Origin of the sequence: Bradyrhizobium sp. 155, from assembly GCF_023101105.1 — a bacterium.
GTDB classification, from domain to species: Bacteria; Pseudomonadota; Alphaproteobacteria; order Rhizobiales; family Xanthobacteraceae; genus Bradyrhizobium; species Bradyrhizobium canariense_D.
Window position 1 is genome coordinate 214,148 of the sequence record NZ_CP064704.1, and the last position, 18,896, is coordinate 233,043.

The 18,896-nt window shown below is 64.5% G+C and carries 15 protein-coding genes, 1 tRNA gene and 1 pseudogene; 9 read left to right on the forward strand and 8 right to left on the reverse strand.

Translation table 11 applies throughout. The features are described 5' to 3' along the window. Window positions 1-18 precede the first annotated feature (18 nt). Window positions 19-411, reverse strand: a complete 393-nt coding sequence (gene rplU / locus IVA93_RS01045) for a 50S ribosomal protein L21 (RefSeq protein ID WP_007604396.1) — start codon at window positions 409-411, stop codon at window positions 19-21. Between the two features lie 332 nt (window positions 412-743). Between rplU and IVA93_RS01050 the strand changes: the two genes are divergently transcribed. Both IVA93_RS01050 and IVA93_RS01055 read left to right on the forward strand, forming a co-directional pair. Continuing rightward, complete coding sequence (locus IVA93_RS01050) at window positions 744-1,883, forward strand: ROK family protein (RefSeq protein WP_018459864.1); 1,140 nt, start codon at window positions 744-746, stop codon at window positions 1,881-1,883. A gap of 419 nt (window positions 1,884-2,302) precedes the next feature. Then, window positions 2,303-2,392: transfer RNA gene (locus IVA93_RS01055), tRNA-Ser, on the forward strand. Between the two features lie 45 nt (window positions 2,393-2,437). Here the strand turns inward: IVA93_RS01055 and IVA93_RS01060 are convergent. Further along, window positions 2,438-3,349 carry a LysR family transcriptional regulator gene (locus IVA93_RS01060; protein WP_018459865.1) on the reverse strand — a complete coding sequence of 304 codons (912 nt, stop codon included), beginning with the start codon at window positions 3,347-3,349 and terminating at the stop codon, window positions 2,438-2,440. Window positions 3,350-3,462: 113 nt separating this feature from the next. Here IVA93_RS01060 and IVA93_RS01065 point away from each other — a divergent pair, with 113 nt between their 5' ends. The 3 genes from IVA93_RS01065 (at window position 3,463) to IVA93_RS01075 (ending at window position 7,293) form a co-directional block, all read left to right on the forward strand. Next, window positions 3,463-5,103: an FAD-dependent oxidoreductase gene (locus tag IVA93_RS01065; RefSeq protein WP_162496289.1), complete on the forward strand. Its 1,641-nt coding sequence runs from the start codon at window positions 3,463-3,465 to the stop codon at window positions 5,101-5,103. 100 nt (window positions 5,104-5,203) lie between these two features. Further along, the gene (locus IVA93_RS01070; RefSeq protein ID WP_026233894.1) at window positions 5,204-6,184 is read left to right on the forward strand and encodes a Bug family tripartite tricarboxylate transporter substrate binding protein; all 981 of its coding nucleotides are present in this window, start codon (window positions 5,204-5,206) and stop codon (window positions 6,182-6,184) included. A gap of 248 nt (window positions 6,185-6,432) precedes the next feature. Next, window positions 6,433-7,293 (forward strand): DMT family transporter, encoded by an 861-nt coding sequence (locus IVA93_RS01075; protein ID WP_026233895.1) that lies wholly within the window; start codon window positions 6,433-6,435, stop codon window positions 7,291-7,293. 18 nt (window positions 7,294-7,311) lie between these two features. On the opposite strand, the gene IVA93_RS01080 is transcribed toward IVA93_RS01075, so the two are convergent. Then, a complete protein-coding gene (locus IVA93_RS01080) occupies window positions 7,312-8,241 on the reverse strand; it encodes a LysR family transcriptional regulator (RefSeq protein WP_247789621.1) in 930 nt (309 codons plus the stop codon). Between the two features lie 92 nt (window positions 8,242-8,333). Between IVA93_RS01080 and IVA93_RS01085 the strand changes: the two genes are divergently transcribed. Continuing rightward, entirely contained in the window at window positions 8,334-9,188 is an 855-nt protein-coding gene (locus tag IVA93_RS01085; RefSeq protein WP_039801040.1) for an NAD(P)H-dependent oxidoreductase, read from the forward strand. Between the two features lie 20 nt (window positions 9,189-9,208). Here IVA93_RS01085 and IVA93_RS01090 read toward each other — a convergent pair whose 3' ends face one another. Both IVA93_RS01090 and IVA93_RS01095 read right to left on the reverse strand, forming a co-directional pair. Beyond that, on the reverse strand, window positions 9,209-10,417 hold the full coding sequence (locus IVA93_RS01090; RefSeq protein ID WP_026233896.1) for an EAL domain-containing response regulator: 1,209 nt from the start codon (window positions 10,415-10,417) through the stop codon (window positions 9,209-9,211). Between the two features lie 545 nt (window positions 10,418-10,962). Beyond that, on the reverse strand, window positions 10,963-12,126 hold the full coding sequence (locus IVA93_RS01095; RefSeq protein WP_018459873.1) for a hypothetical protein: 1,164 nt from the start codon (window positions 12,124-12,126) through the stop codon (window positions 10,963-10,965). A gap of 340 nt (window positions 12,127-12,466) precedes the next feature. On the opposite strand from IVA93_RS01095, the gene IVA93_RS01100 reads away from it, so the two are divergent. After that, complete coding sequence (locus IVA93_RS01100; RefSeq protein WP_247789623.1) at window positions 12,467-13,090, forward strand: helix-turn-helix domain-containing protein; 624 nt, start codon at window positions 12,467-12,469, stop codon at window positions 13,088-13,090. Between the two features lie 84 nt (window positions 13,091-13,174). On the opposite strand, the gene IVA93_RS01105 is transcribed toward IVA93_RS01100, so the two are convergent. The 3 genes from IVA93_RS01105 to IVA93_RS01115 form a co-directional block, all read right to left on the reverse strand. Further along, the gene (locus IVA93_RS01105; RefSeq protein ID WP_018459875.1) at window positions 13,175-13,423 is read right to left on the reverse strand and encodes a hypothetical protein; all 249 of its coding nucleotides are present in this window, start codon (window positions 13,421-13,423) and stop codon (window positions 13,175-13,177) included. 122 nt (window positions 13,424-13,545) lie between these two features. Continuing rightward, complete coding sequence (locus tag IVA93_RS01110) at window positions 13,546-13,923, reverse strand: Hpt domain-containing protein (RefSeq protein ID WP_018459876.1); 378 nt, start codon at window positions 13,921-13,923, stop codon at window positions 13,546-13,548. A 153-nt stretch (window positions 13,924-14,076) separates the two neighbouring features. Beyond that, the gene (locus IVA93_RS01115; protein ID WP_018459877.1) at window positions 14,077-14,775 is read right to left on the reverse strand and encodes a Crp/Fnr family transcriptional regulator; all 699 of its coding nucleotides are present in this window, start codon (window positions 14,773-14,775) and stop codon (window positions 14,077-14,079) included. A gap of 453 nt (window positions 14,776-15,228) precedes the next feature. On the opposite strand from IVA93_RS01115, the pseudogene IVA93_RS01120 reads away from it, so the two are divergent. Beyond that, window positions 15,229-15,650: pseudogene (locus IVA93_RS01120) on the forward strand (response regulator). A gap of 423 nt (window positions 15,651-16,073) precedes the next feature. Then, window positions 16,074-18,866, forward strand: a complete 2,793-nt coding sequence (locus IVA93_RS01125) for a hybrid sensor histidine kinase/response regulator (protein ID WP_247789625.1) — start codon at window positions 16,074-16,076, stop codon at window positions 18,864-18,866. Window positions 18,867-18,896 lie beyond the last annotated feature (30 nt).

The following is an 18,896-nucleotide window of genomic DNA, read 5'->3' on the forward strand; positions in this document are numbered from 1 at the left end:
TGACGGCGCGTGATCAAATTATGCGGCGGCCTCTTCGGTCGTGGTCTCTGGCTTGGCGACCTTCTCCCGCTTCGGACGCGGCCCCTTGGTGGGCTTGGCGCCGTCCGTCAGGATCTCCGAGATGCGCAGCACGGTGATCTCGTCGCGATAGCCGCGCTTGCGGCGCGAATTCTTGCGGCGGCGCTTCTTGAAAGCGATGACCTTGGGACCGCGCTTGTGGTCGAGCACCTCGACCGCAACGGACGCGCCGGCGACCGTGGGCAGACCCAGGATCGGCGTGTCGCCGCCGACCAGGAGAACTTCATTGAGCTGCACGATCGAGCCGACTTCGCCTTCGATCTTGCCTACTTCCAGGACATCATCCGGAACGACGCGGTACTGCCGGCCGCCGGTTTTGATGACTGCGAACATCGTTGTTTTCCTTCGTGTTCATTCCCGGCCTCGCGACATATTGTCGGGGCCGGCTTTTTGTCAGTCGTTATGGGTTTATGCGAGTTTTGTGCGGGCGGGAGTTATCCCTTTGAAAACCCACGTAAAAACAAGCGGCGCGAGAAACGCCCCGCGCCGGTTGCGGGATTTATAGCCGCTGATCCCCCGGAGTCAAGGAAAAGCCGGCGAAAACGGCCGGATTTGAAGCATTTGGGCCCGATCCGGCCCGCAGGCGAATTTCGGACCGCGCCGCAACCAACAGGTTCCCCCGCCGTTGTCCCGGCGAATTCAGTCACACGGGCAAGGGGCTTACCATGGCAACAGACGAGCTGGTCAAGACGACGACGGGCATCGCTCATCACGGCGCGGAGCGGCTGCCGTCGGTGGATATCGACAGCTTCAACATCGAGATGAAGGACGAGGATGGCTTCATCGGCGACCGCGCCAGCAAGGGCGCGTTCCGCGAGATCCTCGAGCGCTGGCGCAAGCCGCTGCGCAAGTCCGGCGAGGACCCGTTCGGCAAGGAGCCGTCGGACGAGATCAGCAAGAAGACGCTGGACGCCATCCTGGTCGGCGACGACACCGAGGCCTGGGCGGTGGTGCATAGCGCCATCGAGGACTTCGCCCAGGAGCTCGCTTACGTCACCCGCCGCTTCCTCAAGTCCAAGGCCTGGGCCAAGACCGAGCGCATCGTGGTCGGCGGCGGTTTTCGCGATTCCCGGCTCGGCGAGCTCGCGATCGCGCGCACCGAGATTATCCTCATCGCCGAGGGCTTCAAGATCGACATGCTGCCGATCCGCCATCATCCCGACGAGGCCGGCCTGATCGGCGCGCTGCATTTGGCGCCGTCGTGGATCTTCGAGGCCCATGACAGCATCCTCGCCGTCGATATCGGCGGCACCAACATCCGCTGCGGCCTGGTTGAGACCAGCTGGAAAAAGGCAAAAGACCTGTCGAAAGCCAAGGTCGTGAAGTCCGAGCTGTGGCGTCATGCCGACGACGAGCCGACGCGCGAAGGCGCGGTGAAGCGGCTGACGAAGATGCTGAAGGGGCTGATCACCGAGGCCGAGAAGGAAGGCTACAAGCTGGCGCCGTTCATCGGCATCGCCTGTCCCGGCGTGATCAACGCGGACGGCTCCATCGAGAAAGGCGCACAGAACCTGCCGGGCAATTGGGAGAGCAGCAAGTTCAACCTGCCGGCGAGCCTGCTCGAGGGCATTCCGCAGATCGGCGAGCACGACACCGCGATCCTGATGCACAATGACGGCGTGGTTCAGGGCCTCTCCGAGGTGCCGTTCATGCAGGACGTCGATCGCTGGGGCGTGCTCACCATCGGCACCGGCCTCGGCAATGCCCGCTTCACCAACCGCCGCAAGGACAACGGCAAGGACAAAGACAAAGACCGCGATTCTACGGAGAACGGGAAGAAAAAGGCCAAGTCCGACAAGGAGTAACCTTGACTGGTTAGGTTAAGGACCGGATTGCGTTGCGGTGCACCGCCCGCACGCTACGGTCGAAACCGTCGCCTCACCTGGCCGGCGAAGCCGCCCTTCCCAGCCAGTATTTCAATGAGCGGCACCGGGACCGCCAGTGTTTACCGCGTCTGGCGGTCCCACCCCGCCTTTTGCGGGTACCAGTGATTCGGCACCGACGTGCCGCATCGGGCTCGCGCCGGGTCAGTGGCGAACGGCTCAGGCCCATTCCCGCGCAAACCGCCGCCGAAATCCGCGATCGCCCCCGATCATCACCGTGACATCGTGGGTCCAGCCGGAAAACCGGCCCGATTTTCGCCCTCGCAAGCCTTGTCTGGCCCGCCATCCTCGCCTATTAACGCCCGAACCACAGGGGCCATGCTCCTTACTTGGCGCCTTCAGGAGAGGTGGCAGAGTGGTCGAATGCACCGCACTCGAAATGCGGCATAGGTGCAAGCCTATCGGGGGTTCGAATCCCTCCCTCTCCGCCAACATCATCCGCCACAATAAAACGGCTTTCCAGAAAGCTCGGCAGATCAGTCTGATCTTGCCGGCTCTCGCTCCGCCAGCACCGTCCGCGCCGTCGCCACGAACGCCTGCGCGGCCGGCGACAGCGTCCGACCCTGGCGCTGCAGCAGCGACACCGGGCGGGTGATGGCAGGGCGTATCAGCGGCTTTGCGATCAGAGTTGGAAATTGATCGGCCGGCAGCATCGTCGCAGGAAGGATAGCAAGGCCGAGGCCCTGCGCCGTCATGGCGAGCGCGGTGTTGATCAGCGTCACTTCATAGGTCGGGTTGAGGTGCTTGCCCTGGCTCCCCAGCGCCTGATCGATCTGCATGCGTATCCGCGTCTCGCGCCGCATCGCGATCGTCGGCATCTGATCCAATTCGTCCCATGTCAGTGAGCGCCGTGCCGCGAAGTCGGGGGTGCGCCGGCCGATGGCGCTCAGGCGGCCGCGGGTCAGCGTCTCGATCGTCAGCTCCGCGAATTCTCCCTCGACGCTGCCGATCGCGAACTCCGCATCCGTCGCGATCAGACGTGGAACGAGATCGTCGGCGGCGACGTCGCGCATGTCGATTTCGATGTCGGGATAGCCTGCCCGGAATTTTGCCAGCACCGAGGGCAGCAGTGCCGATGCGGTACCGGCTGAGGCGAGAAACGCGACTCGGCCGGCGCGCGCCTGCGCGAGGTCACGCATGCGCCGCGACAGGCCCAGCGCATCGCCCAGCATCCGTTCGGCGGCATGAACTGCCTCGTCAGCGGCCCGCGTCGGCTGCACCGAACGAGTGGAGCGATCGAACAGTTTGACGCCGAGCTGCGCTTCGAGCTGTTGGATCAACAGGCTCGCCGCCGATTGCGTGATCCCCAGCTCGCGCGCAGCCCGCGTGATGCTGCGCGTACGGTACACGCCGGTGAAGGCCTGCAATTGCCGTAAGGTGACGTTCATAGGCAAAGCTCATGAATTGATGAGTTCTTTCCGGCTTATCACATAAGCGAGCATGCAATAAAATGCATGCCGTGGTCGGTGAAGCGGCGATCGCCAAGGGATTGGAAACGAACATGAGGACACAGGTGCTGGTGGTGGGCGCCGGGCCCGTCGGATTGACCGCGGCGATGGATCTGGCTTCCCGTGGGATCGACGTCGTGGTCGCGGAGATCCGCCATGCCGGCGATCCGCCCAGCGTCAAATGCAATCACGTCTCGGCGCGTTCGATGGAGATCTTCCGCCGGCTCGGCGTCGCCGCAAAGCTGCGCGACGCAGGCCTGCCCGCAGATTTCCCGAACGACTGCTCCTACCGGACCACGGCGACCGGCATCGAGCTGTGCCGCATCGACATTCCCTCGCGCGCACGCCGCTACAGCGCCACCGGCGGCCCCGACACCTGGTGGCCGACGCCGGAGCCGCCGCACCGGATCAACCAAGTCTATCTCGAGCCGATCCTGTTCAGCCATGCCGCCGCTCAGTCGCGCATCACCATTCTGGCGCGCACGGAAATCACGGACATCGAGCAGAATGACGACCATGTGGTCGCATTGGCGCGCGACCTCGACAGCGGAAGCTCGCTCCGCATCGAGGCTTCCTTTGTGATCGGTTGCGATGGCAGCCGTTCCCTGGTTCGCAGATCGATCGGCGCCAACCTGTCCGGCACGCCGGTGATCCAGCGCGTGCAATCGACCTTCATCGAAGCGCCGCAGCTCAAGGAGCTGATGGGCGCGCACAAGCCGGCCTGGATGGTGCTCTCGCTCAACCCGCGACGCTCAGGCACGACGGTGGCGATCGACGGTCAGGACCGCTGGCTGATCCATAATCACCTGAAGCCAGACGAGCCCGAATTTGATTCGGTCGATCGGGACTGGGCGATCCGCGCCATTCTCGGCGTCGACGAGCGCTTCGAATACCGCGTCCTCAGCAAGGAGGACTGGGTCGGCCGCCGGCTTGTCGCCGATCGCTTCCGCGACCGCAGAGTCTTCATCTGCGGCGACGCCGCGCATCTGTGGATGCCGTATGCGGGCTACGGCATGAATGCGGGGATTGCGGACGCCGTCGACCTGTGCTGGCAGGTGGCGGCGCATCTGAACGGGTGGGCGCCGGCTTCGATCCTGGATGCCTACGAGGCGGAGCGTCAGCCCATCACCGAACAGGTGTCGCGCTTTGCCATGGACCATGCGATGAAGATGATGGCGCAGCGTGGTGGAGTCTCCGCGGAGATCGAGGACGACACGCCGCGCGGCCACGCCGCGCGCGCAGCGCTGGCCAGGGCGGCCTACGATCTCAACGTGCAGCAATATTGCTGTGCCGGATTGAACTTCGGCTACTATTACGATGCCTCGCCGATCATCGCCTATGACGGCGAGACGCCGCCCGCTTACGCGATGGGCAGCTTCACCCCCTCCACCGTGCCGGGCGCTCGCGCGCCGCACCTGTTTCTGCGGGACGGGCGATCGCTCTACGATGCCTTCGGCGTCGGCTACACTTTGCTGCGGTTCGATCCGGCGATCGATGTAGCGCCATTGAAGTCTGCCGCAGAGCAGCGCGGCATTCCGCTCGCGCTGCTCGACATTGCGCCGGACGAAGCGAACGGCGCGTATGCCGAGAAGCTGGTGCTGGCGCGGCCCGATCAGCACATCGCCTGGCGCGGGCAGGCCGCGCCAGCGGACCCACAAGGCTTGCTGACGCGCATCACCGGCGCTTCGGCGTAAGGCGATTTGAAGCGGACGGTCTCGCGGCGAAGTCCGCCGGCAGGTGATTTACAAAGTCGTGGTTCACAAAACAAAAAAAGACTCGCACCAGGAGGGAAACGTGTTTCACGTTGCAAGCCGCCGCATTTTGGCCGTGCTGACGGCCGCGAGTTTCGCCGTGCTGCCGCTGGAGGCGGTCCGAGCGGTCTATCCCGAGCAATTGATCAAGATCATCGTGACCTTTCCGCCCGGCGGCAGCGCCGATACCGTCATCCGCGCGCTCGAACCGCTGGTCACTGCCGAGCTCAAACAGGGTCTCGTGATCGAGAACCGCGCGGGTGCTGGAGGCAACATCGGCATGGCCGCGGTCGCGCAGGGCAAGCCTGACGGCTATACGCTCGGCATTGCGCCGGCAGGCAGCCTGACGGTCAATCCGCATCTCAATTCGTCGATGCCGTTCGATCCGAAGTATCTTGCGCCGATCACCCTGCTCGCGAAAATTCCCTTCGTGCTGGTTGCGTCAGCGAACGTGCCGGCGCATACGGTCGCGGAATCGATCGCGCTCGCCAAGGCCAAGCCGGGCGCGTTGTCGATCGGGCATGGCGGCAATTCGACCGCCATGCACTTGACCGCGGCACTGTTCACGCAGAAGACCGGGATCGCCATGGAGCTGGTCCCCTATCGCGGGACCGCGCCGGCGACGGTCGATGTTCTCGCAGGCCATGTCCCCTTCGCGGTACTGGATATCCCCGCATCGAGGCAACTGATCCTCGAAGGTAAGCTCAACGCCATCGGTGTGTCGTCTGCGCAGCGTCTGTCGTCCTTGCCTGATGTGCCGACACTCGCCGAGAGCGGTATTGCGGGTTTCGAATCCGTTGGCTGGTTCGGGCTGGTTGCTCCGGCCGGCACGCCAGCCGATATCGTCGGCCGGTTGAACGAAGCCTTCGGAAAGGCCCTGAAGGATCCATCGGTGGTCGAGAAGATCCGGACGCTTGGCGCAGAGCCTGCACCGACCTCGCCGGAGGAGTTCAGCCGCTTCATCCAAAGCGAAAGCTCGAAATGGGGCAAGCTGATCAGTGAAGCGGGCATCAAGGCGAATTAAGTGTCCCACGCAGCCCTGCTGCTCGTCGGCAATCATCCCCGGCTCGCCTTCAGCGCCCGCCGCATCACGATCGCGGTCTAGAAACACGATTCCGCCCCGGCGTAAGTCATTGATCTTGCAGCTCCGGCTACTGTGCATGGGGTTGTTTTCGCGCTTTTTGTTGTTGGGCCTTGGGAGGCTTACAGGTAATCGTCGCGACACCGGCTGGCCTCGCCAGTTCGGATCACCACCGACAAGGCGAGATGGGCATGCACTCTTCCGGCAGCGGCTTGGGCAACGGGCTTCTTGGCGTCATCATCTTCAGCGCATCGCTGCCGGCGACCCGCGTGGCGGTCGGCGGGTTTTCCGCGCTGTTCCTGACCTCGGCGCGCGCGGTCATCGCGGCGCTGATCGGTGTGGCCGTGCTCGGCCTGCTCCGTCAGGCGCGGCCGCAGCGCAAGGATCTCGTCTCGCTCGCGATCGTCGCCATCGGCGTCGTGGTCGGCTTTCCCTTGCTGACGGCGCTTGCGCTCCAGCACATCACCTCGGCGCATTCGATCGTCTTCATCGGGCTCTTGCCGCTGTCGACCGCGATCTTCGGCGTGCTGCGCGGCGGCGAGCGGCCGCAGCCGATGTTCTGGCTCTTTGCAATTCTGGGCAGCGCCACTGTCGCCGGCTTTGCGCTGTCCAACGACGGCACCGCATCGCTCACCGGCGATCTCCTGATGGTCGCGGCGATCGTGCTGTGCGGGCTCGGCTATGCCGAAGGCGCCGCGCTGTCGCGCCGGCTCGGCGGCTGGCAGGTGATCTCCTGGGCGCTGCTGCTGTCGCTGCCGCTGATGGTGCCGGTCGCGATTCTAACCTGGCCGTCGACATGGAGCGGCGTCGGTGTGCCCGCCTGGATCGGGCTCGCCTACGTCTCGGTCTTCAGCATGTTCGTCGGTTTCATCTTCTGGTACCGCGGGCTTGCGATCGGCGGCATCGCCCGCGTCGGCCAGTTGCAGCAGCTCCAGCCGTTCTTCGGCCTTGCGCTTGCAGGCCTGCTCCTGCACGAACCTGTGGCCTGGAGCATGATCGTCGCGACCGCGCTGGTGGTCGCCTGCGTCTTCTTCGCACGGCGGTTTGCCTGAGGCCGAATTGATGCGGCCTTACCTCTTGCCCGGTTGCGGCTTTTCAATCCCCGGCAGCTGTGCGATTCCCTCGGCAAGAAAATCGACCAGCAGCCGTACCCGCGCGATGCCGGACCGCTCCGGCACGATCAGCATGTTGAGCGGAACGGACGGCGGCGCGTAGTCTTCAAGCACGCGCTCGAGTTGGCCGGAGGCAAGCAGGTCGTCGACGAGCCAAAGATGCGCCGGCGCAATGCCACGACCGGCCGCGAGCGCCTCGCGTGCGGCAAGCCCGTGATCCACCCGCAGCCGCCCTGCGAAGGGGACCACATGACGGCCGCCGCGGCGCCCGTGCAGCACGAGCACGTCGCTGCCGGCGATGTTCGACATCCTGACACCCTCGTGGCTGGCGAGGTCTTGCGGGCGCGCGGGCCTGCCGCGCGACGCCAGATAGTCCGGTGCGGCCACAAGCACCCGCCGCGACTGACCAAGCAGCCTGAGCTTCATCGAGCTGTCGGGGAGCGGCCCCAGACGCAAAGCGATATCGACACCTTCCCGCACGAGGTCGATCCGCTCGTCGGTCAGGCTGAGATCCACCGCCACGTCCGGATAGCGGTCCTGGAACGCGAAAACCAGACGGCTGACGTGGAGCACGCCGAAGGCGGCGGTGCAGGAGACGCGCACCGTTCCGGCAGGCGCGCCGCGCGTGCTGCGCGCCTCGTCGCCGGCGAGTTCGACCAGGCGCAGGATCTGCACGCAGTAATAGCGGCGCCCCTCCTCGGTCATCGTCACGCTGCGCGTGGTCCGCGTGAGCAGCGGCACGCCGACGGCCTGCTCCAGTTCCCGAAGGTGCCGCGTCACTGTCGATTGGCCGAGACCAAGCTCGCGCGCGACCGCGGACAGGCTTCCGCGCTCGGCGACCCGCACGAAGCTGCGCATGCGTTCGAGCGTCACGTCCGATTTATCCATATTTCGGCATGATCCTATCCATCGGCGACAACTACCGGATTGCAGTCGGAGGCGCTACCTGCTGCTCGCAATCGTCAACCAAGGTGCTGATCATGAAAGTGTTGATCCTCTTCGCTCACCCCGAGCCGCGCTCCCTCAATGGCTCGCTCCGCGACGTTGCCGTCAGAGAACTCGAGGCTGAGGGACACGAGGTGCGGGTGTCAGACCTTTACGCGCAGGGATGGACATCCGAGGTCGGCCGCGCCGATTTTCCGCTGCTGCCGCCGGACGGGCGGCTGGCGCCGGCCGCCGCCTCCAAGCAGGCGTTCGAGTCGGGTACACTCACCGCGGACGTCAAGGCCGAGATCGAGAAGCTGCTGTGGGCGGACGTCCTGATCCTGCAATTCCCGCTATGGTGGTTCAGCATGCCGGCCATCCTCAAGGGCTGGGTCGACCGCGTGTTCGCCTACGGTTTCGCCTATGGCGTCGGCGAGCACAGCGACAAGCGGTGGGGCGACCGTTACGGCGAAGGCAGGCTGGCGGGCAAACGCGCGATGCTGATCGTGACCGCCGGCGGCTGGCAGGAGCATTATTCGGCGCGCGGGATCAACGGGCCGATCGACGACCTGCTGTTCCCGATCAATCACGGCATCCTCTATTATCCCGGCTATGACGTGCTTCCGCCGTTCGTCGTCTACAAGGCCGACAAACTGGACGAAGCGGGTTTCCAAGCGACTGCCGAACGTTTGCGCGAGAGGATGCGAACGCTTGCGACGACATCCCCGATTCCCTACCGGCGCCAGAATGGCGGCGATTACCTGATTCCGAGCATGCGGCTCCGCGCAGGACTCGAGCATTCCGGCGCGACCAGCTTCGCGCTTCACGTCGAACAGGTCGAGGCACGCAGCCCAATGGGTGAAACGAGCTCCGTGCACTCGACGGCTGAGGGGTGCGCGGCAACAGCGTAATCCGCCGCTCGCGCAAGGACTCACCCCATCACCGTCCGCGTCAGCGTGCTCCGCGCAAACTTCTTCAGCGGCATCGGCTTGCCGAACAGAAAACCCTGCACGAGGTCGAAGCCGAGCTCGTTGGCGGCGACGAGGTCGGCGCGGCTCTCGACGCCCTCGGCGATGGCGCGCACGCCATAGCCATGCGAAAGCTCGACGATGTGGCGGCACACCGTGCGCTTGAGGCGATCAGTGCCGCTGCCGGTGACGAAGTGCCGGTCGGCCTTCAGCTTGATGAAGGGAATTTTTCCAAGGTCCATCAGCGACGGCCAGTTGGCGCCGAGATTGTCGACCGACAGGCCGATATTGTGCAGACGCAGTTCGCGGGCGACCTCGGCCAGGAGATCGAGATCGCGGATCGCCTCCTCGCTGTCGATTTCGATCGTCAGCCCGCCGAACGCCGGATGCGTCGGCATGCGCCGGCAGAGATCACGCACGGCTTGCGGCTCCTTCAGATAGGACGCCGGCAAATTGATCGCGAGATCGACCGGGCTCTGCTGCTCCAGTAGATAGTGCCAGTCCTGCATGGCGCGCTCGATCACGAATTCGGAGAGGTCGCGCATATTCGGGTCGTGCTCTTCGGGGATGAAATAGGCGGGCGGCACCACGCCCCAGGTCGGATGCCGCATCCGCACCAGCGCCTCGGCGCTATTGCGAATCAGCGTGCGCGCGTCGATCTTGGGTTGGTACCAGAGCTCGAGCCAGCCGGCGTGCAGGGCCTCGCCGACGTGCACGGCGGGGCTCGGCGCCGGCTCCTCGGGCAACAGCATCGCGACACGGTCGCGCAGCGTCTCCGCGGCAAACGGCGTCGTCAGCGGCGGCAGCATCTTGAGGCCGTATTCCTCGCCGACCTGCTGCACGGCCCTGACGATGATCGACTCGCGGGCGCCCACAGTCAGAACCCTGCCGTCGAAGGCCTCGCGCACCAGCGTCTCCAAAAATTTGCCGGGCTCGATGCCGTCGGCGGCGATGCCGAGCAGGATCAGGTCGGGCAATTCGCTTGTCAGCACGCTCTGCAGCTCCTCGGCACTGGCGCATTCGGTGGTGACGAAGCCGAGATCCTCCAGCACTTCCGCGAGAAACGCGCGAAGATGGCGCTTGCCGTCGGCCACGCAGGCGCGCGGCTTCACCTTTCGCCGTCCGAAGGTTTTCGGCCTTCGTTCGGCGAGTTCTACAATTTCGTCGTTCATCGCAAGCACTCCCGTTCCGTGCCGGTGTGTTAGCGACGTGAGCAGTTTCAAATATGGAAGGCTTCAGTCGATTGTCGAATTATCTGAGTAACGTTAAAGCGCCCATCACGTCTAAAATTATCTGGATCTCGGTCGGGAAGTTTTTACGTCTACCCGCGCGCCGGGCGCAGGGTTGCGACAATCACTGGAGATCTCGCGACGTGCAGTGCGGCTGCATGTACGCGCGCTGTCCTGCAATTGGACCAAGCCACGCGCGCCTCGCCCAATTGAATAATGGAGCGCCTCAATTGCGCGCGACGCGCGCATTTTTCCCGGTTCGCTCGTGACGGTTCTGCGACAATGCGTCGGTGCGCGCTGGCGCCAATGTGAAGCACATCACAAGCGGATTGCTGCACGTGCGCTATTGCTCTGGGCAGCCGGTGGTGGGCTGTCGAGGATCGCAGCAATGACGTCGCGGCGAATAATGTATTGGTGGTTCAGGTTCGTGCTGTCAGGGCGATTTCTCGATCGTTTCCTGTGCCTGCCGCGCGCGCATTAGCGCGGGATCAGGTTTGGCCGATCAGCTTGCGCAACGCGGCCGCGCCGTCCTCAATCGCATCGCGTCCCTTCCAGGCCAGATAGGACAGCTTGCCACCGAGCGTGTCGTGGCTGCGCAGCCGGCGCGAACCGAGAATGTGGCCGACATTGGAGGGGAAGCGGCTCACCTCGGCGGACACCAGCGCCGCGATCGCGTCCATCAATTGCTGGAGCCGAATGCCCCATTCGCAATGCTCGATGCCGTCGATCCGCACCTTGAGCGCATATTCGGTCTCGTAGATCTCGGCGAGCAGGTCGCGCGCAATCAGCACCCGGTTGTGCCGGAGCGCGATGCGCAAGGCGAGGCGCCTGTCGTCGAGCTGGTCGAGCACCATGTGAACGACGCAGGCATAGGGCGCGGCGGCGACATCGGCGGCGCCCTTGCTCGCTGCGGCCTTGGTGGCAAGACGCACCAATTGCCAGAACGTCTTCAGCCGCCTCGCCACCAGCGTCAGCGCGAACGGCAGCGCCTCGGGATGGGCCTTCTTGAAGGCGTCCAATCGGGCGGTGATCTGATCAACCGTGCCGTCGTCGAACTTCGCGATCTTCTCGGGCAGCCTGTCGTTGAACTTCGGCAGCGCGGCGCCGGCGCGCAGCACATGTTGGATCTTCTTCACGTCCTCGAAGGCGGTGTGCGATGCCGTGTATTGCGCGAGCTTGCCGCGCGCGAACTCGGTGCTCTCCGCTGATGCGAGGGTGCTTTCGAGAACCTTGACGACCTTGGTCTGGAAGGTCGATGCGATCTTCAGCACTTCCTTCTGGTTGTTGGCGGCGACCTGGTCGTTGATCGCCTTGATGTAGTCGCGTGCCATGGTCGGCAGCAGGTCGCGGCAGATCCACTCCCAGATCGGGGTGAGGGTGTTGCGCGAGATCCGCCCCATGTTGGCATGCTCGGGCGCGCCGTCGATCAGAAGCAGCTCGAGCGGCGCAAAGAAATGGCGCGAGGGACTGGTGGCGCGCGCCTGGTTCGATCCGTCCTTGCGAAATTCGGCGCGCAACCGGGACTGCAGGTCGGACGAGCCCGGCATGTCGATGCCGCACAGCTCAAGCCGTTCGAGCTCGCTGAGCAGGCAGCTGCGCGACAGCGGCGTCAGCTTCTGCAGGAAGTTCGATAGCTGGTCGATCTCGTTCATGGCACGCAATCTTCCGCAACGTTTCCAGCAGGCCTACCGACCCCATGCATGGAGGCATTTGCGCGCTCTCAATTGCGACATAGAGAAGCAAGCCGCCGTTAATATATCCGTAAAATCCAAGGCCGCAGGTAATCGGCGCGGATCTGATCGTTAAGAAGGCGTCGAGCGACCCGTCTATCAATTGGGCAGGTTCAGCAACCTAAGAATGTTGAGGGACGTTGCCACTCAAGCATAAAGTGTGCCTGTGCCGGGGTTTCAGCACAAAACTGCCAAATTCACCGTAGTCTTACGGAGCAAAAAGTTAACTACAGACCGCGTTGGGTTCCGCTAAACGAGTGACATGGGGTCACAGAATGATACGGCCACTGATTCGCGGCCGTCGGAATGGTACGAAAGCAACGCCGCTCCAACTGAAGAGCTCGATGCCGTCCGTCTGAACGCCGCCCGTGCCAAGGCGGCCGACGAAATGGCAGCCGCCATCGCCCGCGAGCTCAACGGTCCCCTCACGGCGCTCCTGCTCTACATGGGCGAGATCAAGCATCACAGCGATCAGCTCGCGCCGGTGACGGGCGACCGTGCCTATTTGCAGCGGGTCGTGGAGAATGCGCTAGTGCAGACCGAGCGGTTTTGTGGCCTCGTCAAACAGCTTGCCGGTTCTCACACGGGTGGCCTGCCGATCGCGTCCAGGGCCGAGGGCGCCGAATCGAAGTTCGCGCGCGCGCCACAGCTGCAGCGCGTGCCGAGCGCCGAAATCCTCGGCCTGTCAGGCCAGAAGCGGCTGACCAAGCGCGAGCGCGAGGTGCTGAGGCTGATCAGCGAGGGTTATTCGAACAAGCAGGGTGCGCTTCGGATGCAGATCAGCCCGCGCACCTTCGAGAGCCATCGCGCCGAGGCGATGCGGAAGCTCGGTGCGCGCAACACGGCGGACCTCGTCCGTGCGGCGCTGCTGCATTCGATCGACTGAAGGGCCTTGCGTCGGGCCGCCCGGCAGCGGGCGAGGGCCAAGCGTGAGGCATTTCTCGAAAAAGACCCGCGGCTCCGACCGTGCTCAGAAATAATCTTCGGCGAAGGGACGCGCGCGCGACGAGGGCCGCAGCGGCTTGAGCTCGTCCTTCGGCACGTTGGGAATGATCGTGATGGTCCAGCGGGGCGGCATGCTCGATTCCTGCTCCAGCACCGAACGTACGAAGCCGGTCACCGTCGCCTCGCCAGCGGCCACCGTCGCCATCCGGCCGTTGAACTGTGCGATGCGGAAGCGGCGAACTTCTTTCTGGTCCGCGGTCTCGTAGGTGAACATGGAAACCCTCCTGGTTTCCGGCGACTATCGCTGCCTATGATTAGCCATCTGTGAAAATCCCAAGCCGTAGAAGTACGGCGGGCATGCACGCGTGAGTGGTTGGAGCGTTTCGAGCGAGCGCGTCAGCCCTCCGGCTCCTGCGCGCGCGCGGCAGCGTAGGCGGCGTCCATCAGGTCCAGGAGGTCGCAAAATCCGGCGTCGCCGAGCCTCTCCGCGGTCTTCTCCAGCCGCAGCGCCAGCACCGCGAGCCTGACATAGCCGAACGTTCCGGCCGCGCCCTTCAGCGAATGCGCTTCGCGGGCGATCCTGCCGTGGTGCTGCGCGAGCGAGAGCGTGCGGAACGATTGCAGACGCGCGCAGGTTTCGCTCCAGAACACGTCGCGCACTTCGCAAGCACCATCCTCGCCGATCTCGCGCACCAGCGCCTGGTACGCGCCCGGCTCGCGCGCGGGTTCGGCATCAAGCACTGTTTGCGCAGGCGCGACGGTGACTTCGAACATGGTTTGGCCTGCCTTGATCACGGTTTGCCGCCGGCCCGTACAGGCGCGCGCGGCACATCCGTGTCTACGGCATCTGGATTTCAGTTCCGGTAGCAGGACATTCCGTGTTTGCGGGCCGGAATTAGCGGCCGGTTTACCACGCCGCAGCGCCAGTCAGCGCGGGCCGAGCAGCCGGTCATACTGCGCCTTCACGGTGGCGTAGCATTCGCACGCCGTCTGGCGCAGGCCGTCCAGGTTGAGGATCTGGATGTGTCCGCGGCTGTAGTTAATGAAATTCGCCTGCTGCAAGGTGTTGGCGACCAGCGACACGCTGTTGCGCCGAGCGCCGATCATCTGCGCCATCGCCTCCTGGGTCAGCAGCAGCCGGTAGTCGCCGGAGAGGTCATGGGTGTGGAGCAGGCAGCGCGACAGCCGTGACTCCACCGGATGAGCGGCGTTGCAGCCCGCGGTCTGCTGCACCTGCGCGTAGACCGCCAGTCCGTGACGCGTGAGCAGCGTCCGCAGGGTGCAGCTCTGGTCGGCCGCGACGCGCAGCCGGTCGAGGTCCATCATCGAGGCGGAGCCTGGAACCAGCACGATGGCCGTGTTCAGCGCGCAGGCATCGCCCATGATCGAGAGCGTTCCGAGCAGGCTGTCGCGGCCGATCATGGCGACTTGCACGTGCTCGCCCCTGGCGAGCTCCACCACCAGCGAGATGACGCCGCGATGGGGAAAGTAGGCGCGCTTGAGCGTTTCGCCGGTCGCGACCAGCACCGCGTCGTGCGGCAGATCGCCCGTCCGCAGGTGGGGGCGGATCAATTCATAATCGTCCGCCGACAGCGCGGACAGGAAACCGTTGGAGGAACGTACCATTGTTTCCAAAGTAGCCTCCCGTCTCCCGGACCAGCACGGGAAACTGCTTGTCGTTCGGCCACGTTCCATCATGTTCCCGTCGGGATATATTGGCAATTGGGACAAGACGTCCGATCGCAGTCAGTGCCGCTGCACGTCGGCCTCGCCAAGACAGATTCCCTGACCCAATTCCTACCGAGCTGGGAACCAGCAGATCCAGATGGTGCGGCTGGAGAATCGGTTTGGAGCTTGTTCGCGGTCATGGTTGATCCGGCGCGTTTCAAGGTCATCCGCGCCGCGTCGTCGTCATGGAGTTGCCTTGGCGCCGCGTGGCCGCAGATTCCGCGTCAATCGTCTTTCCGGCTCCGCCAAGGACGCTCTCAACAGTCCATTTCTCGAGCAAAGGAGCATGGCGTGCGCCACGGTTCAATTATTGAATCGCCAAATCGGGAAGCTCAAACGGGGACAGAAGATCTGCGCGATATTCTCGTCGTCGATGACGACCCGATGGTCTGCATGGCCATCGAGGTCTATCTCCAGCGCAACAATTTTCGGGTGACGATCGCCGAAGGAGGGGAAGCCGGACTTCGTGCGCTCGAACACGAACAGTTCGATCTGATGATCATCGATATCTTCATGCCGCACATGCGCGGGTTCGAATCGGTCAGAATCTTTCACGAGCGCGCGCCGGCCGTTCCGCTGATAGCGATGTCCGGCTACGCGTTCGCAATCTGAATTCGCCGGCCCCGGATTTCCTCCGGATGGCGCTGGAGCTCGGTGCGGCGCGCTGTCTGCGCAAGCCGTTCACGCCGCACGCGCTGCTCGCCGCCATCAACGATTGCCTGGCGGAGCACCGTCCCCAGGGCGAGCTTGCCCCGGCCGCGCGCCTGGGTTAGCGCGGCACCGGCCGCAGCGGACGCGGGTAACGGTTCGTTTACCGCAAATGCGGGTGATGCATATCCCGGCAAAGCACCAGGCGACGTGGCGAGACCGGCCCGGGCTGCAGGCAGCTCGATACAATTTGCGCGAAGACCGCGCATATCTCCTTCACAAGCAGGGCTTTCCCGCGCGCCGGGTCTCGCTGTTATCGGCACGTTCACCTAACGCGTCTCGCCGCTGCGGCGTGGGGCCGGTCTTGCCGAAAAACGCTGTCCCATGCAGTCGAACGGCAAACTTGTCTTCAATATCCGTATTAGCACGGAGGATGAAATTAACGGGACCGTGAAAGGGGATGTCTAACGATCCAAGGTGGGGGCTTCCGTTCATGCCAGCGCGGCTCGGGCGTCGAGGTCCAGATCCAGGTCTGTAAGGCGTAGCTCATGGATGATCTGTTGCGGGAGTTTTTGACGGAAACCAGCGAGAGCCTGGACACCGTGGACAATCAGTTGGTGAAGTTCGAGCAGGAGCCGAACAACGCCAAGATCCTGGATAACATTTTCCGGCTGGTCCACACCATCAAGGGCACGTGCGGCTTCCTCGGATTGCCGCGACTGGAAGCGCTGGCGCATGCCGGCGAGACGCTGATGGGCAAATTCCGTGACGGCATGCCGGTGACGGGGCAGGCGGTGACGGTGATCCTGTCCTCGATCGACCGCATCAAGGAAATTCTGGCCTGGCTGGAGGCGACCGAAGCCGAGCCCGAGGGCACCGACCGCGATCTCATCGACAAGCTGGAAGCGATGGTCGAGCAGGGCATGGCCGCCATGGCGGCCGGCGCTGCTGCTGCTGCCGTTGCCGAAGCGCCGCCGCTGGTGCCGGACGCGCCTGTCGCCGTCGAAGCCGCGCCGACCTCCGGCGTGCTGGCCGACCAGAGCCTGGAGCGTCCGCTGCGTCCGGGCGAAGTCTCGCTCGACGAGCTCGAGCGTGCCTTCCGCGAGACCGCGATCGAAGTGCCGGTCCCGGTTGCCAGGGCCGAAGTCAAGGCGGAGCCTCCGCCTGCCGCTGAAGCCCCGGTGCCTGTTGCCAAGGAAGCCGCGAAGGAGACCAAGGCGAAGGACAAGGCCGCGCCGAAGAAGTCGATCGCCGACGAGGGCGCCGCCGAGGGAGCCAGCATCGCCAACCAGTCGATCCGCGTCAACGTGGATACGCTGGAGCATCTGATGACCATGGTCTCGGAGCTGGTGCTGACCCGCAACCAGCTGTTGGAGATCTCCCGCCGCAACGAGGACACCGAGTTCAAGGTGCCGTTGCAGCGGCTGTCCAACGTCACCGCCGAGCTGCAGGAAGGCGTCATGAAGACGCGCATGCAGCCGATCGGCAATGCCTGGCAGAAGCTGCCCCGCATCGTTCGCGACCTCTCGAGCGAACTCGGCAAGCAGATCGAGCTGGAGATGCACGGCGCCGACACCGAGCTCGACCGCCAGGTGCTCGACCTGATCAAGGACCCGCTCACCCACATGGTGCGCAACTCCGCCGACCATGGCCTGGAGACCCCGGCCGAGCGTCTCGCCGGCGGCAAGGGCGAGCAGGGCACCATTCGCCTGTCCGCCTATCACGAGGGCGGCCACATCATCATCTGCATCGCCGACAACGGCCGTGGCCTGAACACCGACAGGATCAAGGCCAAGGCGATCTCCTCAGGTCTGGTCACCGAGGCCGAGCTCGAGAAGATGAGCGAAGCCCAGATCCACAAGTTCATCTTCGCGCCGGGCTTCTCGACCGCGGCCGCCATCACCTCGGTGTCGGGACGCGGCGTCGGCATGGACGTGGTGCGCACCAATATCGACCAGATCGGCGGCACCATCGACATCAAGTCGGTCGCCGGTGAAGGCTCCTCCGTTACCATCAAGATCCCGCTGACGCTCGCCATCGTCTCCGCGCTGATCGTGGAAGCCGCCGGCGACCGCTTTGCGATCCCGCAGCTCTCCGTGGTCGAGCTGGTGCGGGCCCGCGCCAACTCGGAGCACCGCATCGAGCGCATCAAGGACACCGCGGTTCTCAGGCTGCGCAACAAGCTGCTGCCGCTGATCCATCTCAAGAAGCTGCTCAAGATCGACGACGGCGCCGTCTCCGATCCCGAGAACGGCTTCATCGTGGTGACGCAGGTCGGCAGCCAGACCTTCGGCATCGTCGTCGACGGCGTGTTCCACACCGAAGAAATCGTGGTCAAGCCGATGTCGACGAAGCTGCGCCACATCGACATGTTCTCGGGCAATACCATCCTGGGCGACGGCGCGGTCATCATGATCATCGACCCCAACGGCATTGCCAAGGCGCTCGGCGCCGCCGGCTCCTCGGCCCATGACATGAACAGCGAGAACGGGACGCACAGCATCGGATCGGGCGAGCAGACCACCTCGCTGCTGGTGTTCCGCGCCGGCTCGTCCCAGCCCAAGGCGGTCCCGCTCGGGCTCGTCACGCGCCTGGAAGAGCTCCCGGCCGACAAGATCGAGTTCTCGAACGGCCGCTACATGGTGCAGTACCGCGAGCAGCTGATGCCGCTCGTTGCCATGGAGAGCGTCACCATCGCGAGCCAGGGCGCCCAGCCGATCCTGGTGTTCTCCGACGCCGGCCGCTCCATGGGCCTCGTCGTCGACGAGATCATCGACATCGTCGAGGAACGGCTCAACATCGAGGTCGGCGGATCCTCCTCCGGCATTCTCGGCTCGGCCGTGATCAAGGGCCAGGCCACCGAAGTGATCGACGTCGGCCACTTCCTGCCGATGGCGTTCTCCGACTGGTTCACCCGCAAGGAGATGAAGCCGTCGCTGCACTCGCAATCGGTGCTGCTGGTCGACGATTCGGCGTTCTTCCGCAACATGCTGGCCCCGGTGCTCAAGGCCGCCGGCTACCGCGTCCGCACCGCGCCGACCGCGCAGGAGGGCCTGGCGGCGCTGCGCGCGCAGAGCTTCGACGTGGTCCTGACCGACATCGAGATGCCCGACATGAACGGGTTCGAGTTTGCCGAGACCATCCGCTCCGACAGCAATCTGGGCGCGATGCCGATCATCGGGCTCTCCGCGCTGGTGTCGCCGGCGGCGATCGAGCGCGGCCGTCAGGCCGGCTTCCACGACTATGTCGCCAAGTTCGACCGTCCCGGTCTGATCGCGGCGCTGAAGGAACAGACCGCGGGCGCCGCCGGTGCCTCCGAGCTGAGCCGCGCAGCCGCCTAAACCCCAGCGGGATGGATCAGGAGATACGCA

Coding starts and splice junctions, on each gene's coding strand:
- rplU (WP_007604396.1), bottom strand. CDS start 411: ATGTTCGCAGTCATCAAAACCGGCGGCCGGCAGTACCGCGTCGTTCCG.
- IVA93_RS01090 (WP_026233896.1), bottom strand. CDS start 10,417: ATGAACGACGAAATTGTAGAACTCGCCGAACGAAGGCCGAAAACCTTC.
- IVA93_RS01080 (WP_247789621.1), bottom strand. CDS start 8,241: ATGGATAAATCGGACGTGACGCTCGAACGCATGCGCAGCTTCGTGCGG.
- IVA93_RS01115 (WP_018459877.1), bottom strand. CDS start 14,775: ATGGTACGTTCCTCCAACGGTTTCCTGTCCGCGCTGTCGGCGGACGAT.
- IVA93_RS01060 (WP_018459865.1), bottom strand. CDS start 3,349: ATGAACGTCACCTTACGGCAATTGCAGGCCTTCACCGGCGTGTACCGT.
- IVA93_RS01100 (WP_247789623.1), top strand. CDS start 12,467: ATGGGGTCACAGAATGATACGGCCACTGATTCGCGGCCGTCGGAATGG.
- IVA93_RS01110 (WP_018459876.1), bottom strand. CDS start 13,923: ATGTTCGAAGTCACCGTCGCGCCTGCGCAAACAGTGCTTGATGCCGAA.
- IVA93_RS01125 (WP_247789625.1), top strand. CDS start 16,074: ATGGATGATCTGTTGCGGGAGTTTTTGACGGAAACCAGCGAGAGCCTG.
- IVA93_RS01095 (WP_018459873.1), bottom strand. CDS start 12,126: ATGAACGAGATCGACCAGCTATCGAACTTCCTGCAGAAGCTGACGCCG.
- IVA93_RS01075 (WP_026233895.1), top strand. CDS start 6,433: ATGCACTCTTCCGGCAGCGGCTTGGGCAACGGGCTTCTTGGCGTCATC.
- IVA93_RS01065 (WP_162496289.1), top strand. CDS start 3,463: ATGAGGACACAGGTGCTGGTGGTGGGCGCCGGGCCCGTCGGATTGACC.
- IVA93_RS01085 (WP_039801040.1), top strand. CDS start 8,334: ATGAAAGTGTTGATCCTCTTCGCTCACCCCGAGCCGCGCTCCCTCAAT.
- IVA93_RS01105 (WP_018459875.1), bottom strand. CDS start 13,423: ATGTTCACCTACGAGACCGCGGACCAGAAAGAAGTTCGCCGCTTCCGC.
- IVA93_RS01050 (WP_018459864.1), top strand. CDS start 744: ATGGCAACAGACGAGCTGGTCAAGACGACGACGGGCATCGCTCATCAC.